The sequence below is a fragment of the Enterobacter sp. K510 genome (assembly GCF_055804875.1).
Genome location: NZ_JBNRLQ010000006.1, coordinates 39,739 through 58,447, shown reverse-complemented (window position 1 = coordinate 58,447; position 18,709 = coordinate 39,739). Strand labels below are relative to the sequence as shown.

The 18,709-nt window shown below is 56.4% G+C and carries 15 protein-coding genes; 11 read left to right on the top strand and 4 right to left on the bottom strand.

What is annotated here, in order from left to right:
* The first annotated feature begins 337 nt into the window (after positions 1-337).
* The 8 genes from ACQUTD_RS11825 (at position 338) to fhuB (ending at position 11,322) form a co-directional block, all read left to right on the top strand.
* Positions 338-886: a fimbrial protein gene (locus ACQUTD_RS11825; protein ID WP_473276187.1), complete on the top strand. Its 549-nt coding sequence runs from the start codon at positions 338-340 to the stop codon at positions 884-886.
* Positions 887-941: 55 nt separating this feature from the next.
* On the top strand, positions 942-1,655 hold the full coding sequence (locus tag ACQUTD_RS11820; RefSeq protein WP_473276185.1) for a fimbria/pilus periplasmic chaperone: 714 nt from the start codon (positions 942-944) through the stop codon (positions 1,653-1,655).
* A 31-nt stretch (positions 1,656-1,686) separates the two neighbouring features.
* Positions 1,687-4,170, top strand: coding sequence for a fimbria/pilus outer membrane usher protein (locus ACQUTD_RS11815; protein ID WP_473276183.1), 2,484 nt, complete (start codon positions 1,687-1,689; stop codon positions 4,168-4,170).
* A 13-nt stretch (positions 4,171-4,183) separates the two neighbouring features.
* Positions 4,184-5,197 (top strand): fimbrial protein, encoded by a 1,014-nt coding sequence (locus ACQUTD_RS11810; protein ID WP_473276181.1) that lies wholly within the window; start codon positions 4,184-4,186, stop codon positions 5,195-5,197.
* Between the two features lie 200 nt (positions 5,198-5,397).
* Entirely contained in the window at positions 5,398-7,608 is a 2,211-nt protein-coding gene (gene fhuA, locus ACQUTD_RS11805; protein ID WP_473276178.1) for a ferrichrome porin FhuA, read from the top strand.
* A 47-nt stretch (positions 7,609-7,655) separates the two neighbouring features.
* A complete protein-coding gene (gene fhuC, locus ACQUTD_RS11800; protein WP_072570686.1) occupies positions 7,656-8,453 on the top strand; it encodes a Fe3+-hydroxamate ABC transporter ATP-binding protein FhuC in 798 nt (265 codons plus the stop codon).
* Positions 8,453-9,343, top strand: a complete 891-nt coding sequence (fhuD, locus tag ACQUTD_RS11795; protein ID WP_473276175.1) for a Fe(3+)-hydroxamate ABC transporter substrate-binding protein FhuD — start codon at positions 8,453-8,455, stop codon at positions 9,341-9,343. The genes fhuC and fhuD overlap by 1 nt, the downstream gene beginning before the upstream one ends.
* A complete protein-coding gene (gene fhuB, locus ACQUTD_RS11790; protein ID WP_473276173.1) occupies positions 9,340-11,322 on the top strand; it encodes a Fe(3+)-hydroxamate ABC transporter permease FhuB in 1,983 nt (660 codons plus the stop codon). The genes fhuD and fhuB overlap by 4 nt, the downstream gene beginning before the upstream one ends.
* A 118-nt stretch (positions 11,323-11,440) precedes the next feature.
* Here the strand turns inward: fhuB and hemL are convergent, their stop codons facing one another.
* A complete protein-coding gene (hemL, locus tag ACQUTD_RS11785; protein ID WP_072570690.1) occupies positions 11,441-12,721 on the bottom strand; it encodes a glutamate-1-semialdehyde 2,1-aminomutase in 1,281 nt (426 codons plus the stop codon).
* Positions 12,722-12,899: 178 nt separating this feature from the next.
* Between hemL and clcA the strand changes: the two genes are divergently transcribed.
* Positions 12,900-14,321: a H(+)/Cl(-) exchange transporter ClcA gene (gene clcA / locus ACQUTD_RS11780; protein ID WP_072570692.1), complete on the top strand. Its 1,422-nt coding sequence runs from the start codon at positions 12,900-12,902 to the stop codon at positions 14,319-14,321.
* Between the two features lie 80 nt (positions 14,322-14,401).
* Complete coding sequence (gene erpA, locus ACQUTD_RS11775; protein ID WP_072570694.1) at positions 14,402-14,746, top strand: iron-sulfur cluster insertion protein ErpA; 345 nt, start codon at positions 14,402-14,404, stop codon at positions 14,744-14,746.
* 152 nt (positions 14,747-14,898) lie between these two features.
* On the opposite strand, the gene ACQUTD_RS11770 is transcribed toward erpA, so the two are convergent.
* From ACQUTD_RS11770 to mtnN, 3 genes are read right to left on the bottom strand one after another with little or no spacing between them, the layout of a single operon-like run.
* Positions 14,899-15,522 carry a TRIC cation channel family protein gene (locus ACQUTD_RS11770; RefSeq protein ID WP_072570696.1) on the bottom strand — a complete coding sequence of 208 codons (624 nt, stop codon included), beginning with the start codon at positions 15,520-15,522 and terminating at the stop codon, positions 14,899-14,901.
* 1 nt (position 15,523) lies between these two features.
* On the bottom strand, positions 15,524-16,324 hold the full coding sequence (gene btuF, locus ACQUTD_RS11765) for a vitamin B12 ABC transporter substrate-binding protein BtuF (protein ID WP_321988637.1): 801 nt from the start codon (positions 16,322-16,324) through the stop codon (positions 15,524-15,526).
* A complete protein-coding gene (gene mtnN, locus ACQUTD_RS11760; RefSeq protein WP_318363899.1) occupies positions 16,317-17,015 on the bottom strand; it encodes a 5'-methylthioadenosine/S-adenosylhomocysteine nucleosidase in 699 nt (232 codons plus the stop codon). The genes btuF and mtnN overlap by 8 nt, the downstream gene beginning before the upstream one ends.
* A gap of 107 nt (positions 17,016-17,122) precedes the next feature.
* Between mtnN and dgt the strand changes: the two genes are divergently transcribed.
* Positions 17,123-18,637 (top strand): dGTPase, encoded by a 1,515-nt coding sequence (gene dgt, locus ACQUTD_RS11755; protein ID WP_473276168.1) that lies wholly within the window; start codon positions 17,123-17,125, stop codon positions 18,635-18,637.
* The last annotated feature ends 72 nt before the right edge of the window (positions 18,638-18,709 follow it).

The window sequence follows — 18,709 nt, the reverse complement described above, 5'->3', positions numbered from 1 at the left end:
GATCCCGGGTGTAGTGGGACATTACTATTTTTCTGGTGAATATATGGAATAAAATTTAATAATTAATTAAATCTTGTATAAGACTAATCAAAAGCATTTTTAATATGAGTCTTACTGGTCTGGGTCTTAAATATTTGCTGGCTTCAGGAAATTCCTGGTAGTTGCGTTAATTTTTAGGTGAAGGTAATATTAGTAAATAAGATCGAATGAGCGTGAGGTGTATATGGATATCTTTTCACTTCATAAGCTCATTCTTATGGTTGGTTAAAATATTAACTCCCCGGTTTATCATTTTTGTGATGTAAATTTTTTTATAGACATATGTAAGGAACACGTTATGTATAAAAAATATTTTCTGCCACTGCTTGCTGGCGTGCTGTTTACTACCTCCGTTTCGCCAGTTCAGGCGACCGATACCGGTACTATTAGCTTTAACGGGAAAATCGTCGCCGACAGTTGCAACGTTAACGTGAATGGCGCAGTAACTAACGGCATTGTGACGTTCAGGAACCTGACGCAAACTTCATTTGGCGAGGATAAAAAAGTGGGTGATAGCCAGCCTTTTAAGATTACCGTACGCAACTGCGATACCAGCATCTCTTTTATTAACATCAAGTTCTCCGGCGATCGCATCGCAGGTTATGACGATGAAGTTCTGGGAACCACCGGTGTTGCCAATAATGTAGGGATCCGCATGTACCCGGAATACAGCAGTAACACCTTTATTAAATTTGACGGGACAGAACCGCCTTCTGCAGCAAAACAAAATGTGCAGGGGATGGACGTCGTATTTAACTACACCGCTGAAGTTATTCAGGTTGGTGCGGATTTACCGACAGCGGGTGATTATTCCGCGCAAGCTACATACACCCTGGTTTATCGTTAATTTATCAAGATAAACTGGCCCAGGGCGGGCCAGTATTTTCAATGGAATGAAGGAAATGCGAATTTATAATGCCATACTCGGGATCTTCTTTCTGCTGGGCGCTACCCTGGCGCAGGCGGGCGTCGTCATTGGCGGAACGCGAATTATTTATCCCTCAGACCAGGCTGAAGTCCAGGTCACGTTAAAAAATAAAGATGATGCTAAGCGTTATCTGGTGCATAGCTGGGTCAGCAATATTGATGACAGCAAAGCGCCTTTTGTCATCACGCCGCCCATTTACAAGCTCGATGAAAATCGTCAAACGCTGCTGCATGTCGTCTATACCGGCGATAAAACACATTTACCCCAGGATCGCGAATCCTTGTTTATGGCAAATATCAAATCGGTGTCTTCTGTGCCTGAAGAACTGCGCGATAAAAATACTCTGCAATTTGCGATCAAGACGAAAATCAAACTGTTTTACCGCCCGGCCACGCTCAGCGATACCGCCGCGAAAACGGCGTGGCAGTCGTTGCAGTTCAGCCGCCGCAATAATCAGTTGACGATCAAAAACCCCACGCCGTTTTACGTTACCCTGGGCCAGCTTAAGGTGGCGCAGAAAGAGGTAAAACCGCTCGGCAAGCAGGATACCCCTTCCGCGCTATCCATGATGATCGCCCCTTATGGCGAGCAGGTTTTTGCCCTGCCGACGGCGGCGCAGGGGTCAGTGATGTGGACCGCGATCAACGATTTTGGCGCCGAGACCGAACCGCGTCAGCAAGCGTTATAACCTGGCTGTGAATTTATCGTGGGTGGCGTTTATGTCTTCCTGGTGTAATGGCCGGATTTTTGGGCTCAGCGCGCTGGCACTGGCAATATCAACGGTGACCAGCGCCGTGTATGCTGAAGACTATTTCAACCTCAGCGCACTGGAAACAGAGACACCCCTGGAAAATACCGGGGCGATTGAAGCCTGGCTGCGTAATAACGGCTTGACGCCTGGCCAGTACCTGACGTCTATCGTCTGGAATGAGGATCGCCTTGATAAAAGAAACCTCAATTACCTCCTGTCGAAAGACAATAAACAACTCATTCCGCAATTTACCAAAGCCGAACTGGCTGAACTGGGCGTAAAGGTCGATACCGTTCCGGCATTACATGAGCTTGCGGATAATGCGACGGTAGGCGACATCAGTGAGTACATTCCTGGGGCACGTTATGATTTCAGTCCGGACACCCAGGTGTTGCAACTGCATATCCCCCAGATGTATCGCAATACGCGGATCTCAGGCGAAACTAATCCGGCAAACTGGGATGACGGTATGCCCGCAATCTGGTCCAGTTATTATGTTTCTGGCGCGCGTCAGCAATCTGACGCCACCAGCAGCGTGGCAAACTGGGCAAGCCTGAACTCCGGTCTGAACATGGGGCCATGGCGCGTACGCAATACCAGTAGCTGGGCGAGTGACACCGGCTGGCGGTCCATCAGCAGCACCCTTGAGCGCGATGTTAAACGCTTACGCAGCCAGTTTCGCGCCGGACAGACCTCGACTAACGGCGAGCTGTTCGACAGCGTGCAGATGACAGGCGTAACCCTGGAAACGGACACCGCTATGTTGCCAGGCGGATTACAGGGATTTGCCCCGGTAGTTCGGGGTATCGCTAACAGCGACGCGAAGGTGACCGTTAAGCAAAATGGTTACATCATTTATCAGACCAACGTCTCGGCAGGGCCTTTTGAGCTGCGCGATCTCACGCAGGTGACGGCAGGCGCCGATCTCGAAGTGACGGTTGAGGAAGCCGATGGTACACAGCGAAGCTTTATCCAGGCCAGTTCGTCCGTTCCCATCATGCAGCGTGAAGGCGCGCTGAAATACAGCCTTTCAGCGGGTAAATACCGCGATGTTAATCATGGCGCAGAGCCGGGCTTTGGTCAGGCGACGGTGATTTATGGTCTGCCATTCGGCACAACGGTTTACGGCGGCGTACTTGGCGCGTCTATGTATCGCGCCGGGTTGGTTGGCATGGGAGCCGATTTACACCGGCTGGGCTCCCTGTCGCTGGATCTGACGCAGGCACACACTTCTTTTACAGATGAACGTGGCGATAAGAAGGGGCAGTCATGGCGTGCGCAGTACGCGAAAGACTTTCCGGCAACCGATACTACGCTGACGCTGGCCAGCTACCGTTATTCCACGTCTGGCTTCTACACCTTTCAGGAAGCCCTGGATCAGCGCAATGGCGGCTATGACAGCAGCGATATGTACAGCTATCGCAACGTCTACAACAGACGCAGCCGCTTGCAACTCAATCTTTCCCAGTCACTACGGGGATGGGGTTCCGTCTATGCTAACGCCTGGCAGCAAAACTACTGGGGAATGGCGGGGCGCGAGCGCAGCGTCAGCTTTGGCTACAGCAGCAGCTGGCACGGGGCGAACTGGTCAGTGAATTACAGCCTGACCAAAACGCCCACGACCCGTGACGACCGGCAACTCGCTCTGTCACTGAATATTCCGCTGTCACGCTTTTTGCCGGAATCCTGGGCCACTTACAGTCTGAACAGGGCGAAAAATGGCCCCGCGTCGCACCAGGTGGGTCTTAACGGCTCGTTGCTGGAAGACAATAACTTGACCTATAACCTCCAGCAGACCTACACCAGCGACCAGGCTGGCAATGGCGCTTATCTCTCCTCCCGCTATCGCGCCTCTATGGGCGATTTCAGCACCAACTACAGCTACCAGAAAAACAGTAAACAGTGGGGATACAGCGCACAGGGTTCGGTGGTGGCGCATTCCCATGGCGTAACCCTGGGGCGTACGGTGCAGGACGCTTTTGCCGTGGTGCATATTACCGATGGCGATCATGTGAAAGTGCAGAGTTCACAGGGCATTTATACCGACGCCTGGGGCAACGCCATCGTTCCCACGCTGACCCCTTACCGGCGCAATACCATTACGGTGAACACGCAGGGGCGGGATGATATTGATATTCAGGATGCCGCGGTCGAAGCCATTCCGACAAAAGGGGCCGTTCTGGCAGCCGATTTTTCCGCCCGCTCGGGTAAACGCGCGCTGTTAACCCTGACGCACCGTGAGGGCGTAGTGCCATTCGGCGCGGTGTTCAGTATCGAAGGCATGACGGCGATTGTGGGTGATGGCGGTGAGGTCTACGTGACGGGATTAAAGGGTACGCAAGCGTTCACCGTGCAATGGGGCGATACGCCGGAGACGCGCTGCGCAGGCTGGATCACCGTGCCGAAAAAAATGAATGCCAGGTTTCTGATGAGAGCCGTCAGCTGCGAATAAACAGGATGTTGAGATGAAAAATAAAATGTTTTTAATGGCATGGCGCTGCGGTCTTGCGCTGCTGCTGATCGGTTCGGCGTTATTGAGTACGGCCGCGCGGGCGTCGTGCACCATTCTTGACAGAAAACCTGCTGCAAGGATTGGATTCGCGCCGCCGACATTAATCGTCAACAGCGATGCTGAACCTGGTTCGATCATTTATAGCGAGCGTCAGTCCAGCTATACGATCAGAGTTGAATGTACAGCCGTTGCGGACATCTGGCAGGGTTATACCAATGTCAACGCAACTGACGAGCGGGCGGACAATCCCCTGCAGGGCGTCTATCAAACCAGTGTGCCGGGTATCGGCTTTCGCGCCGCCTGGACAAACGCGACTACGCCAACATTCGAAGCCGACGATATCGTCAGACCCTGGCATAAAGATATGTCGCCTGTTATCAAAGAGAATGGCTATTACACCTTAACGCTCAACGGCGCGGCGCAGTTTGTCGTGACCGGGCCGGTAAGTTCGGGGATGGTGTACATCGGTCAATTTAATGCCGAATGGAAGTACGATAACACCGTCGTCGGCTACCTGAGCTACAGCTCCAGCCTCGTTGAAGTGCAGCACACGACCTGTAATCTGGTGGAAAAAAACATCACCGTGCCTTTAGAGGAGATTAATGCGAGTGAGTTTACAAATAATGTCTCAAGGGTGGTATCCGATGACAGGTTTAAGCTCCAGATTGATAACTGCGACGCCGGAAGAAAAATCGATTACCGCTTCACTACCGCAGGTTCGACTGGCGTGACAAACGGCAATATCCTGAATATTGTGGCAGAAGAAGGGGCCGCTCAGGGTGTGGGTATCCAGATCCTGAACAGTAATAATGCGGTGTTGCAGTTTGACCAGGAGTATACGGCGGTGTCACAAACCAGCGCCGGGCAGTCGGTCACTATCCCGCTAAAAGCGCGCTATATCAAAACCGGCACCGTCAAAGGCGGGCATGTCAACGCGGCGGCGACTTTTGAGGTTTACTATCGCTGAAATGTGAACTTTGCACGGGTTATTAAACATTCGGGCACATCTTTTTTACCCTTTCTGATCATCTGATTATTTCTTAAACCCTCAATTCTTGTAGGGCCGCATATCCCTTGCTTTCAAGCCGGATGCTCGCATAATATGCTGCGGTCATAATAATAATTATCGTTTACGTTATCATTCATCCCATTCCAGAGAGACACACAATGGCGCGTCCTGAAACGGCTCTGCCGGTCAATTCTTCACTGCGTAAAATCGCAGTCGTGGTCGCTACCGCAATCAGCGGCATGTCTTTTTATGCCCATGCAGCTGAAGACACTATTACTGTCACCACCTCCGCCGCCCCGCAGGAAAGCGCGTGGGGCCCGGCGGCGACAATTGCTGCCAAACACACGGCAACAGCAACCAAAACCGATACGCCGATTGAAAAGACGCCGCAGTCGATTTCGGTGGTAACTAATGAAGAGATGCAAATGCATCAGTCGAAATCGGTTAAAGAAGCACTGGGTTATACACCTGGTGTTGTGGTCAGTAATCGCGGCGCTTCCACCAGCTATGATTTCGTCAGTATTCGTGGGTTTACTTCCGTCGGACTTAGCCAGAATAACTACCTTGATGGTATGAAGCTGCAAGGTAACTTTTACAATGATGCTGTTATTGACCCTTACATGCTTGAACGTGTTGAGCTGATGCGTGGCCCAACTTCTGTTCTGTATGGTAAAAGCAATCCGGGCGGCATTATTTCTATGGTCAGCAAGCGTCCGACCACAGAGCCATTACATGAAGTTCAGTTCAAAATGGGCAGCGATAGTTTCTATCAGACGGGCTTCGATTTCAGCGATGCGCTGGATGATAACGGTGAATTTTCGTATCGCCTGACGGGGCTGGCTCGTTCTAACAATGAGCAACAAACTAATGCTGAGCAGCAGCGTTATACCATTGCACCATCGTTCTCCTGGCGCCCTGACGATAAAACAAACTTTACGTTCCTGTCCTATTTCCAGAACGAGCCGGAAACAGGCTATTACGGGTGGCTGCCGAAAGAGGGCACCGTCCAGCGTCTGCCGAACGGTTCACGTCTGTCGACTAGTTTTAACGAAGGCGCGGATAACAACACCTATTCCCGCAACCAGAAAATGGTTGGCTACAGTTTTGAGCACGGTTTCAACGATACCTTTACCGTGCGTCAGAACCTGCGTTTTGCCGAAATGAAAACGGCGCAGAAAAGCGTCTATGGCACAGGGATCTGTACCGCGAACGCGTTTAACGCCCCTTGCCAGGCCATTGCGCCAGCCGATCGCGATCACTACCTGGGTCGTGGTACCGTCGTGGATAACGAACGCCTGCAAAACTTCAGCGTTGATACTCAGCTGCAAAGCATTTTCGCGACCGGAGCCGTGGATCATACCTTGCTGACCGGTGTGGATTTTATGCGGATGCGTAACGACATTAATGCCACCTTTGGCACTGCACCAGTCGTTGATCTGTACAATCCGCAAACGCTGGAAGATTTTGATTTTGGCGACGCAGCGCCTTATCAACTTAACGAAACAAAACAGACTGGCCTCTACGTTCAGGATCAGGCTGAATGGGATAAATGGGTCTTCACGCTTGGCGGTCGTTATGACTGGTCGCAGCAGGGCACCACAGTGCGCGATGACGGCGGTTCTATTGAGCGCAACGATCATCAGTTTACATGGCGTGGCGGCGTGAACTACCTGTTTGACAATGGTATTTCACCTTACGTGAGCTACAGTCAGTCTTTCGAGCCTAACGCTTTCGATCTTTACAGTACACCGCGTATGGCCTTTGCGCCTTCGAAAGGCGAGCAGTATGAAGCTGGCGTGAAATACGTGCCTAAAGATCTGCCTGTCGTGATGACGGCTGCGGTCTATCATCTGACCAAAACCAATACGCTGACCACCGATCCGAATAACGCGACCCTGCAAGTTCCGTCAGGTGAAGTCCGTTCTCAGGGCGTGGAACTCGAAGCCAAAGCGGCGGTAAATGCCAATATCAACGTGACGGCTTCCTACACCTACATTGACGCTGAATACACGAAAGATACCAATCTTAAAGGTAACAGCGTGGAGCAGGTGCCGGAACATATGGCTTCCCTGTGGGGTGATTACACCTTCAACGACGGTGCGTTGTCTGGCCTGACGCTGGGTACCGGTGGCCGCTTTATTGGTTCCAGTTACGGCGATCCGGCAAACACCTTCAAAGTGGGTAGCGCAGCCGTTATGGATGCGGTAGTGAAATACGATCTGGCGCGCTTCGGCATGGCAGGTTCCAGTCTTGCGATTAACGTGAATAACCTGCTTGATCGTGAATACGTTTCCAGCTGCTTCCAGACTTACGGTTGCTTCTGGGGCGCGGAACGCCAGATTGTCGGTACCGCAACCTTCCGCTTCTAATCTCCTTTTGGGCACGGCTTGCCGTGCCCTTTTTACAAGTTGGCGCTATGCAGGAAAACAACTCCCATCCCGATACCACGTTTCGTCTTACCGATGTCGCCTTCCGGGTGCCTGGCCGCACGCTGCTGCACCCGCTGTCGTTAACCTTCCCGGTGGGCAAAGTGACCGGTCTTATTGGTCATAACGGTTCCGGTAAATCCACCCTGCTGAAAATGCTTGGCCGCCACCAGCCGCCGTCGGACGGCGATATTTTGCTGGACGGACAACCGCTGGACAGCTGGAACAGCAAAGCCTTTGCCCGCAAAGTGGCCTATCTGCCGCAGCAGTTGCCGCAGGCGGAAGGCATGACGGTGCGCGAACTGGTGGCGATAGGGCGTTATCCCTGGCATGGCGCGCTGGGGCGTTTTGGTGTCGCCGACAGGGAAAAAGTCGACGAAGCCATTGCGCTGGTGGGATTAAAACCGCTGGCGCACCGTCTGGTGGACAGCCTCTCCGGCGGCGAGCGCCAGCGGGCGTGGATCGCCATGCTGGTAGCGCAGGACAGCCGCTGCCTGCTGCTCGACGAGCCGACCTCGGCGCTCGACATCGCCCATCAGGTAGATGTGCTGGCGCTGGTGCACCGCCTCAGCCAGCAGCGCGGCCTGACGGTGATCGCCGTGCTGCACGATATTAATATGGCGGCGCGTTACTGCGATTTTCTGGTGGCGCTGCGCGGCGGGGAGAAGATCGCCGAAGGCACGCCGGAATCGCTGATGCGCGCCGATACGCTGGAAAAAATCTACGGTATCCCGATGGGCATTCTGCCTCACCCGACAGGGGCTGCACCGGTGAGCTTTGTTCTCTGATGACTGACGTAAACCTCTTTAGCCGTCGTCGCCTGCTGACGGCGATGGCCCTGTCGCCGCTGCTGCTGAAAATGGGCAGCGCCCGCGCGGCGGCTGTCGATCCGCATCGCATCGTCGCCCTGGAATGGCTGCCGGTGGAACTGCTGCTGGCGCTCGGCATCACCCCCTATGGCGTTGCCGATGTGCCCAACTACAACCTGTGGGTCAACGAACCGGCGCTGCCCGACTCGGTGATCGACATTGGCCTGCGCACCGAGCCGAATCTCGAACTGCTCACCCAGATGAAACCCTCGTATATGGTCTGGTCTGCCGGCTATGGCCCGTCGGCGGATGTGCTGGCGCGTATCGCCCCTGGCCGTGGATTCACCTTCAGCGACGGCAAAAAGCCGCTCACCATGGCGCGTCAGTCGCTCCAGGAAATGGCGCAGCTGATTGGCCGGGAGCCAGCCGCGCGGGCGCATCTCAATGAATTCGATGCTTTTATCGATTCGATGAAACCGCGCTTTGCGCAGCGGGGCGGCAGGCCATTACTGATGGTCACGCTGCTGGATGCGCGTCATATGCTGGTGTTCTGCCCGAACTGCCTGTTCCAGGAGCCGCTTGACGCCTTTGGTATTCCTAATGCCTGGCAGGGGGAAACCACCTTCTGGGGCAGTACGGCGGTGGGTATCGACCGGCTGGGCGAATTTAAAGATGTGGATGTGCTCTGTTTCGATCACGGTAACGAGCGGGATATGCAGGCGCTGATGGCGACCCCGCTATGGCAGTCGATGCCTTTTGTGCGCGCCGGACGCTTTTATCGTGCGCCTGCGGTGTGGTTCTACGGCGCCACCCTGTCGGCAATGCACTTTGTCCGCGTGCTGGATAAAGTGATGGGAGGCCAGGCATGAGCCGTCGTATTGCGCCTTTCCCGGCGGCGCTGCTTGCCGTGCTGTTTATCGTCGGCCTTGGCCTGACGTGGAATAACCTCAACGTGGCGCTGCCCCGTGCGCAGTGGCAGCAGGGTGTCTGGCAACCGGATAGTAATTCCATTGAGCAGATGCTGTTCCATTACAGCCTGCTGCCGCGGCTGGCGATTTCATTGCTGGTGGGCGCAGGACTGGGACTGGTGGGCGTACTGTTCCAGCAGGTGCTGCGTAATCCGCTGGCGGAGCCGACGACGCTGGGCGTCGCTACCGGCGCGCAACTGGGGATCACCATTACCACCCTGTGGGCGCTGCCAGGGGTGATGACCTCACAATTTGCCGCGCTGGCCGGGGCCTGCGTGGTGGGCGCGCTGGTGTTTGGCGTTGCCTGGGGAAAACGCCTCTCGCCGGTGACGCTGATCCTCGCCGGGCTGGTGGTTAGCCTGTACTGCGGGGCGATCAATCAGCTGCTGGTGCTTTTCCACCACGATCAGCTGCAAAGCATGTTCCTGTGGAGCACCGGCACGCTGACGCAGTCCGACTGGAGCGTCGTGCAACGCCTGTGGCCGCAGTTGCTTGGCGGCGCGCTGCTCACGCTGCTGCTGCTGCGTCCGCTGACGCTGATGGGGCTGGATGACGGCGTGGCGCGTAACCTGGGCCTGGCGCTGTCGCTGGCCAGACTTGGCGCGCTGATGCTGGCGATTGTGCTCAGCGCGCTGGTGGTCAACGCGGTGGGCATCATCGGCTTTATCGGCCTGTTCGCGCCGCTGCTGGCGAAAATGCTCGGCGCGCGGCGGCTGCTGTCGCGGCTGCTGCTGGCCCCGCTGATTGGCGCGCTGATCCTCTGGCTTTCCGATCAGGTGGTGCTCTGGCTGATGCGGGTGTGGATGGAAATCTCCACCGGCTCGGTAACGGCGCTGGTGGGTGCGCCGCTGCTGCTGTGGCTGCTGCCGCGTCTTAAGAGTATGAGCGCGCCCTCAATGGAAGGGGGCGATCGCGTGTTTACTGAGCGTCAGCATGTGCCCTGGTTTGCGCTGGCGGGCGTCATCGTGCTGCTGCTCGGTATGGCGGTGGCGCTGTCGCTGGGGCGGGATGCAGAAGGGTGGCACTGGGCGAGCGGTTCGCTGCTCAATGAACTGATGCAGTGGCGCGCGCCGCGAATTCTGGCGGCGCTGACGGCGGGTGTGATGCTGGCGGTGGCGGGCTGCATTATCCAGCGCCTGACGGGTAACCCGATGGCCAGCCCCGAAGTGCTGGGCATCAGCTCCGGCGCGGCCTTCGGCGTGGTGGTGATGCTGTTCTTTGTGCCGGGCAACGCCTTTGGCTGGCTGCTGCCGGCGGGCAGCCTGGGGGCGGCGGTGACGCTTATGATCATTATGCTGGCCGCCGGTCGCGGGGGATTCTCGCCGCAACGGATGCTGCTGGCGGGGATGGCGCTCAGTACCGCCTTTACCATGCTGTTGATGATGTTGCAGGCGAGCGGCGATCCGCGTATGGCGCAGATCCTGACGTGGATCTCCGGCTCGACCTACAGCGCCACCGCCACGCAGGTGATGTGGGCGATGGCAGCGACCGTTGTACTGCTGGCGATCGCACCGCTGTGCCGCCGCTGGCTGACCATTCTGCCGCTCGGCGGTCAAACAGCCCGCGCGGTTGGCGTGGCGCTCACGCCGTCGCGCGTCGGGCTGCTGTTGCTGGCGTCCTGTCTGACCGCCGCCGCGACCATGACCATCGGTCCGCTGAGTTTTGTCGGCCTGATGGCGCCGCATATTGCGCGCATGATGGGCTTCCGCCGTACAATGCCGCATATGGTGATGTCTGCCTTAACGGGGGGATTACTGCTGGTGTTTGCGGACTGGTGCGGCAGAATGATCATGTTCCCGTACCAGATCCCGGCGGGGCTGCTGTCGACCTTTATCGGCGCGCCGTACTTTATTTATTTGCTGAGGAAGCAGAGCCGGTGAGACGTGCCGGGTGGCGGCAGCGCCTTACCTGACGATGGTTTTGTCGGGTGGCGCTTCGCTTACCCGACCTACAATACTGTAGGCCCGGCAAGCGAAGCGCCGCCGGGCACAACAACAACTAAAGCTGCGCAAACACCTTACGCGCCGCATCAATCGTCTTATTAATATCTTCTTCGCTGTGCGCCACCGACATAAAGCCCGCTTCGAACGCTGACGGCGCCAGGTAAACGCCTTCGTCCAGCATCAGATGGAAGAAACGCTTAAAGCGCTCCACGTCGCACTTCAACACATCCTGATAGCAGGTCACTTCGGCAGCGTCGGTGAAGAAGATCCCGAACATGCCGCCGACGTGGTTCACCACCAGCGGTACGCCTGCTTCCTGCGCCGCGTCCAGCAGACCATTCGCCAGGCGGGTGGTCAGATCGGTCAGGGTTTCGTGGATGCCGGGCTGGGCGACCTCCGTTAAACAGGCGTAGCCTGCCGCCATGGCAATCGGGTTGCCGGACAGCGTACCCGCCTGATACACCGGGCCGGTCGGGGCCAGCGCATCCATCACCTCACGACGCCCGCCAAAGGCGCCCACCGGCATGCCGCCGCCGATGATTTTGCCGAGGCAGGTCAGATCCGGCACTACATCGTAGTAAGCCTGCGCGCCCGCCAGCGCCACGCGGAACCCGGTCATCACTTCGTCGATGATCAGCAGCGCGCCAAACTCATCGCACAGCGCGCGCAGGCCCGGCAGGAAGTCCGGCTGCGGGGGAATGCAGTTCATGTTGCCCGCGACAGGCTCCACGATAATGCAGGCGATCTCCTGCGGGAACTCCTCGAACGCCTGACGCACAGACGCCAGATCGTTATAGGTGCAGGTCAGGGTATGCTTCGCAAAATCCGCCGGTACGCCCGGTGAATTCGGCTGGCCGAGGGTCAGCGCGCCGGAGCCGGCTTTTACCAGCAGGCAGTCAGCGTGACCGTGGTAGCAGCCTTCGAATTTGATGATTTTGTCACGACCGGTGAAGCCGCGCGCCAGGCGGATGGCGCTCATGGTGGCTTCGGTACCGGAGTTCACCATCCGCACCATGTCCATGGTCGGCACCAGTTCAGTTACCAGCGCCGCCATTTTCACTTCCATTTCGGTCGGCGCGCCAAAGCTCAGGCCGCGCTCCGCCGCTTCGATGACCGCGTTACGGATCGCCGGGTGATTATGCCCCAGCACCATCGGTCCCCAGGAGCCGACATAATCCACATAGGCTTTGCCGTCGGCGTCGTACAGGTAAGCACCATCCGCACGCTCAATAAACAGCGGCGTACCGCCGACGCCGGTAAACGCGCGTACCGGCGAGTTCACGCCGCCGGGGATGAGTTTACGTGCGGCGCTATAGAGGTCTTGAGACTTACTCATAAGTGAGTTCCTGGTTCGTGGAAAAAGGGTTTATGGGCCATTCTAAAGTATTCGCCGGAGGTTATAAAAGTTTCCCCCGATTGAAAGGGCACTTTTGTGGGTATTTTTATTGCCACCATGACGGTGCGCATGGGTAAAATAGGCCAACTCATTTGTGTGACGAATTAATTAAGCCAATATGAAAGCAGAAAATTCTTCCTTCCGCACACAGCAACTGGTGCGTTTGCGGCGCGGCGATCTGATCCGCCGTCTGTTGCAGCGCGACAAAACGCCGCTGGCGATCCTGCTGATGGCGGCGCTGGTCGGCACCCTGGCGGGACTGGTGGGCGTGGCGTTCGAGAAAGCGGTGAACGGCGTGTCAAACCTGCGCATCGGCACGCTGGCGCAGGTGGCGGATCGCGCCTGGCTGGTATGGCCGCTGGCCTTTGTGCTGTCGGCACTGCTGGCGATGGTCGGCTATTTTCTGGTGCGACGCTTCGCGCCGGAGGCGGGCGGCTCGGGTATTCCGGAAATCGAGGGCGCGCTGGAGGAGCTACGCCCGGTGCGCTGGTGGCGCGTATTACCGGTTAAATTCATCGGCGGTATGGGTACGCTGGGCGCGGGTATGGTGCTGGGGCGCGAAGGGCCGACGGTACAGCTTGGCGGCAACGTCGGGCGCATGGTGCTGGATATTTTCCGCATGCGCAGCGCCGAAGCCCGCCACACGCTGCTGGCTACCGGTGCGGCGGCGGGGCTGTCGGCAGCGTTTAACGCGCCGCTGGCAGGCATTTTGTTTATCCTCGAAGAGATGCGCCCGCAGTTTCGCTATAACCTGATTTCCATAAAAGCCGTGTTTACCGGCGTGATCATGTCGAGCATTGTGTTTCGCATTTTTAACGGCGAAGGGGCGGTGATCGAAGTGGGCAAGCTGGCGAATGCGCCGGTGAATACGCTGTGGCTGTATCTGGTGCTCGGCATGGTCTTCGGCTGCGTCGGGCCGCTGTTTAATACGCTGGTGCTGCGCACGCAGGATATGTTCGCCCGTCTGCACGGCGGCAATATTAAAAAATGGGTGTTGATCGGCGGGATTATCGGCGGGCTGTGCGGTGTGCTGGGGCTGATTGTTCCGGAAATTTCCGGGGGCGGCTTTATGCTGATCCCTATTGCCGCCGCCGGAAATTACGCGGTGGGCATGCTGCTGTTCATCTTTGTTGCCAGGGTGATCACCACCTTATTGTGCTTTTCATCCGGCGCGCCGGGCGGGATATTCGCGCCTATGCTGGCGCTGGGAACGCTGTTAGGCACGGCGTTTGGTATGGCCTGCGCCGGGCTGTTTCCGGCTTATCATCTGGAGGCGGGCACCTTCGCTATTGCCGGGATGGGCGCGCTGCTGGCGGCTTCCGTGCGTGCGCCGCTCACCGGCATCGTGCTGGTTCTGGAGATGACTGATAATTATCAGCTCATTTTGCCAATGATTATTACCTGTCTTGGCGCAACACTACTGGCACAATTTTTAGGCGGCAAACCGTTATACTCGACCATCCTTGCCCGTACGCTGGCGCGTCAGGAAGCTGACCTTGAGGCTAAGACCCACGCGCAGGCATTCAGGGAGAATACTTGAACGATTCACCAGGGTATTAGATAATAATTTAAAGATCGGGTTAATTTTTGCCCGCATCGCCGTATCATTGGGAGCAAAAAATGAGTGATGAAGTAGCCCTGCCGCTGCAGTTTACCGAAGCCGCAGCCATTAAAGTAAAAGATCTGATCGCAGACGAAGACAACCCGAACCTGAAGCTGCGCGTCTACATTACCGGCGGCGGTTGCAGCGGCTTCCAGTACGGTTTCACCTTTGACGATCAGGTTAACGATGGCGACATGACCATTGAAAAATCCGGCGTCGCGCTGGTGGTGGATCCGATGAGCCTGCAATATCTGGTGGGCGGCGCGGTGGATTATACCGAAGGTCTGGAAGGATCGCGCTTTGTCGTGACCAACCCGAACGCCAAAAGCACCTGCGGTTGCGGATCGTCCTTCAGCATTTAATTCTCTGCTCTGTTGTCGGGCGGCGACGCCGTCTCGCCCGGCCTGCAAAACATCATCACATTATTTTGTAGGCCCGGTAAGCGTAGCGCCACCGGGCGAATCATGACAGTTCCAGGCCCGGTAAGCGAAGCGCCACCGGGCAATATCATGTCTTATCGCGGATTATCATCCAGCGCAAAGGTCGGCAGTTTCAGATGCCAGCGGATCGCCGCCAGACGAATGGCGAGCGTCACCACCATCCCGATCATACTCGCCGTTTCCAGCGGTACGCCGAAAGTATAAAACGCCGTCGCATGCACGATGCCGCCGATAATACAGGCTGTGGCATAGATTTCGGTGCGCAGGATCATTGGGATTTCCCGCGCCAGCATATCGCGGATAATACCGCCGCCCACGCCGGTGACCACGCCCATACAAATCGCCACCAGCGGCCCGGTTCCGGCCAGAAACGCCTTATTCACGCCAATCCCCACGAAGACCGCTAACCCCACGGCATCGAACACCGGCAACACCCATTTCGGCAGGCGGCGCGGCTGGCGCACCAGCAGAATGGTTAACAGGCAGGTGACCATGGCGATCACCAGATCGGTGGGATCTTTTACCCAGAACACCGGGCCGTGATCCAGCGCCATATCGCGGATAGTGCCGCCGCCGACGGCGGTCACCACCCCCAGCACCAGCACGCCAAAGGGATCCATACGCAGTTTGCCGGCAAGCAGTACGCCGGAGATGGCGAAAACGGCGGTGCCGATAATATCCAGCCAGTAGACAAGCATTTTATTTTACCTGTGCGAGAGCGGTACAGAGTTGTTTTGCGGCGAGGATAATACGCGGGGATGCACGTTCAAACCAGTCACTATTGAGGGCTATCACCTCACTTTTGAGATGATTATTCCAGAATGCCTGCACTTTCGGAATGGCGTCCACTCCGCCGGTGACCACAATGGCCTGCGGATCGCGGGCCAGCACCTGTTCACGGCTCACCTGCGGCCAGGGAACACGGGCGGAAGCAAAGATATTTTCACCGCCGCACAGTGTCACCACCTGGTGCTGGATGGTTCCGCTGCCGCTGGTAAACAGCGGGTGAGTGCTGAACTGCATAAAGACGCGTTTCTTCGGCGTACCGGCGTACTGCGCTTTTAAGGCGGCATAATCGGTGAGCATCGCCTGAGCACTGGCGTGCGCCTGTTCAGGTTGCGGGCTGTATTCGGCGAGGCGCTCCAGCGATTGCGCCACCTGCTCGATGCTTTCGGCGTCAACCCACAGCACGCGAATACCAAAACGGGTGAGCTGATTAACCTGACGTTCCGCGTTGCCGCCGCGCCAGGCCAGCACCACGTCGGGCTTAAGCGCCACGATGCGCTCAAGGTTGATACCCTGCCAGCTGGCGACCTGCTCAATTTTACTGGCCGCGGGCGGGTAATCGGAATGGCTGCTGACGCCCACCGGCGTGATCCCGGCGGCAAACGCCAGTTCAGTATTGGCCGGGGAGAGGGAAATCACGCGCGGCGCGGCATAAAGCCACGCTGGCGTCAGCAGAAGCAGGGCGGCAAGCGCCCTGAAGGAACCCTTAGCCACGCGCCAGGTTCTGCACCAGCGTCTCAACCATCAGGCTGGACTGCTTCGCCGCCACGACGAGGAATTCCTCGAAGCTCAGATGCGACTCCTGATCTGCCACGTCAGAAATAGCGCGTACCACCACGAAAGGCACGCCCATGTTATGGCAGACGTGGGCAATCGCCGTGGCTTCCATCTCAACGGCAATCGCCTGAGGGAAGTTATGGCGGATTTTCGCGAGGTTTTCAGAGCCATTAATGAAGGCATCGCCGCTGACAATCAGTCCGCGCACGGCGTTCAGGTTTAATTGCGCAATGCAGGCTTCGGCGGCGGCAACCAGTTTTTCGTCGGCTTTAAAGCCCGCCGGACAGCCCGGCAGCTGGCCGAGTTCGTAACCAAAGGCGGTGACGTCGGCATCGTGGTAACGCGCTTCGTCGGAAACCACGATATCGCCCACTTTTAGCGTTGGCGCGAGACCGCCTGCCGAGCCGGTATTGATGATCACATCAGGTTTGCAGCGCTCCAGCAGCAGGGTAGCGCCCATCGCCGCCGCGACTTTGCCAATACCCGATTTCAGCAGGGCGACTTCAGTGCCATTGAGCGTACCGGTGTAAATTTCGCAGCCCGCGATATTCTGCGTCTGACGATTTTCGATTTTGTCACGCAGCAGCGTCACTTCTTCTTCCATTGCACCAATAATGCCAACTTTCATAGAGATACTCGCTAATGTGATAAGACTGAGTTACGTTTTCAGGGCATAGTCTATCATGGCAGGCAGGAATGCATTACTTCACATGACGCACGATCGCGGGAGAAGAAATGGCTGAGATCGATTTTCGCAGAAAAATAAACTGGCATCGCCGCTACCGCTCACCGCAGGGCGTCAAAACGGAACATGAGATCCTGCGCATCTTTGAAAGCGATCGCGGGCGCATTGTAAATTCCCCGGCGATCCGCCGTCTGCAACAGAAAACTCAGGTCTTCCCGCTGGAGCGCAATGCCGCCGTACGCACCCGGCTGACGCACTCGCTGGAAGTACAGCAGGTGGGGCGTTACATCGCCAAAGAGATCTTAAGCCGCCTCAAAGAGCAGCGGCTGCTGGAAACCTACGGTCTGGCCGAACTGACCGGGCCGTTTGAAAGCATCGTTGAAATGGCCTGTCTGATGCATGACATTGGCAACCCGCCGTTCGGCCATTTTGGCGAAGCGGCAATCAACGACTGGTTTCGCCAGCGCCTGTTCCCGGAGGATGCCGCCAGCCAGCCGCTGAGCAGCGATCGCTGTCAGGTGACCGCGCTGCGCCTGCGGGAAGGGGAGGATGAACTGAACGGCCTGCGGCGGAAGGTGCGCCAGGATCTGTGTCATTTTGAAGGCAATGCGCAGGGGATCCGGCTGGTGCATTCGCTGATGCGTATGAACCTCACCTGGGCGCAGGTGGGCTGTATTTTAAAATATACCCGTCCGGCGTGGTGGGTGGGCGAGCCGCCCGCCAGTCATAATTATTTAATGAAGAAGCCCGGCTATTATTTTTCCGAGGAAGCTTACGTCGAGCGCTTACGTAAAGAGCTGGAACTGGATACGTTCAGCCGTTTCCCGCTCACCTGGGTAATGGAAGCCGCGGATGATATTTCTTATTGCGTCGCCGATCTGGAAGACGCCGTCGAGAAAAGAATATTTACCGTCGAGCAGCTTTATCAGCATCTTTATGATGCCTGGGGCAGCCATGAAAAAGGATCGCTGTTTGCCCAGGTCGTCGAAAATGCCTGGGATAAATCCCGCGCCAACCGATTAAGCCGCAGCGCCGAAGATCAGTTCTTTATGTATTTGCGGGTCAACACGCTTAATAAGCTGGTGCCTTACGCGGCGCAGCGCTTTATTGATAATCTGCCGCAGATTTTCTCCGGAGAATTTAATCATGCGCTGCTGGAAGACGAAAGCGGCTACAGCCAATTACTTGAATTATATAAGAGCGTCGCGGTTGAAAATGTCTTCAGCCACCCCGATGTAGAACAGCTGGAATTGCAGGGGTACCGGGTGATCAGCGGTTTGCTCGATATCTATCGACCGCTGTTGCAATTAACGCTCAGCGATTTTAGCGAGCTGGCGGAAAAAGAACGGCTGCGGCGTTTCCCGATTGAAACCCGCCTTTTTCATAAGCTCTCAACCCGTCACCGGCTGGCGTATGTAGAGGCGGTCAGTAAATTAGATCGCGCAGCGACAGATTTCCCTGTACTGGAGTTTTATTACCGTTGTCGCCTGATCCAGGACTATATCAGCGGCATGACAGATCTGTACGCCTGGGATGAATACCGCCGTTTAATGGCCGTTGAATAATAGCGCAGCAATTGTAAAGACTGACAATAAATTTTTACTTTTGCAGAAAGTCCGTTTTGGAACTTCGCGCTA

Coding starts and splice junctions, on each gene's coding strand:
- ACQUTD_RS11825 (WP_473276187.1), top strand. CDS start 338: ATGTATAAAAAATATTTTCTGCCACTGCTTGCTGGCGTGCTGTTTACT.
- fhuD (WP_473276175.1), top strand. CDS start 8,453: ATGACTGACGTAAACCTCTTTAGCCGTCGTCGCCTGCTGACGGCGATG.
- hemL (WP_072570690.1), bottom strand. CDS start 12,721: ATGAGTAAGTCTCAAGACCTCTATAGCGCCGCACGTAAACTCATCCCC.
- fhuA (WP_473276178.1), top strand. CDS start 5,398: ATGGCGCGTCCTGAAACGGCTCTGCCGGTCAATTCTTCACTGCGTAAA.
- erpA (WP_072570694.1), top strand. CDS start 14,402: ATGAGTGATGAAGTAGCCCTGCCGCTGCAGTTTACCGAAGCCGCAGCC.
- mtnN (WP_318363899.1), bottom strand. CDS start 17,015: ATGAAAGTTGGCATTATTGGTGCAATGGAAGAAGAAGTGACGCTGCTG.
- clcA (WP_072570692.1), top strand. CDS start 12,900: ATGAAAGCAGAAAATTCTTCCTTCCGCACACAGCAACTGGTGCGTTTG.
- dgt (WP_473276168.1), top strand. CDS start 17,123: ATGGCTGAGATCGATTTTCGCAGAAAAATAAACTGGCATCGCCGCTAC.
- ACQUTD_RS11770 (WP_072570696.1), bottom strand. CDS start 15,522: ATGCTTGTCTACTGGCTGGATATTATCGGCACCGCCGTTTTCGCCATC.
- ACQUTD_RS11810 (WP_473276181.1), top strand. CDS start 4,184: ATGAAAAATAAAATGTTTTTAATGGCATGGCGCTGCGGTCTTGCGCTG.
- fhuC (WP_072570686.1), top strand. CDS start 7,656: ATGCAGGAAAACAACTCCCATCCCGATACCACGTTTCGTCTTACCGAT.
- fhuB (WP_473276173.1), top strand. CDS start 9,340: ATGAGCCGTCGTATTGCGCCTTTCCCGGCGGCGCTGCTTGCCGTGCTG.
- ACQUTD_RS11820 (WP_473276185.1), top strand. CDS start 942: ATGCGAATTTATAATGCCATACTCGGGATCTTCTTTCTGCTGGGCGCT.
- ACQUTD_RS11815 (WP_473276183.1), top strand. CDS start 1,687: ATGTCTTCCTGGTGTAATGGCCGGATTTTTGGGCTCAGCGCGCTGGCA.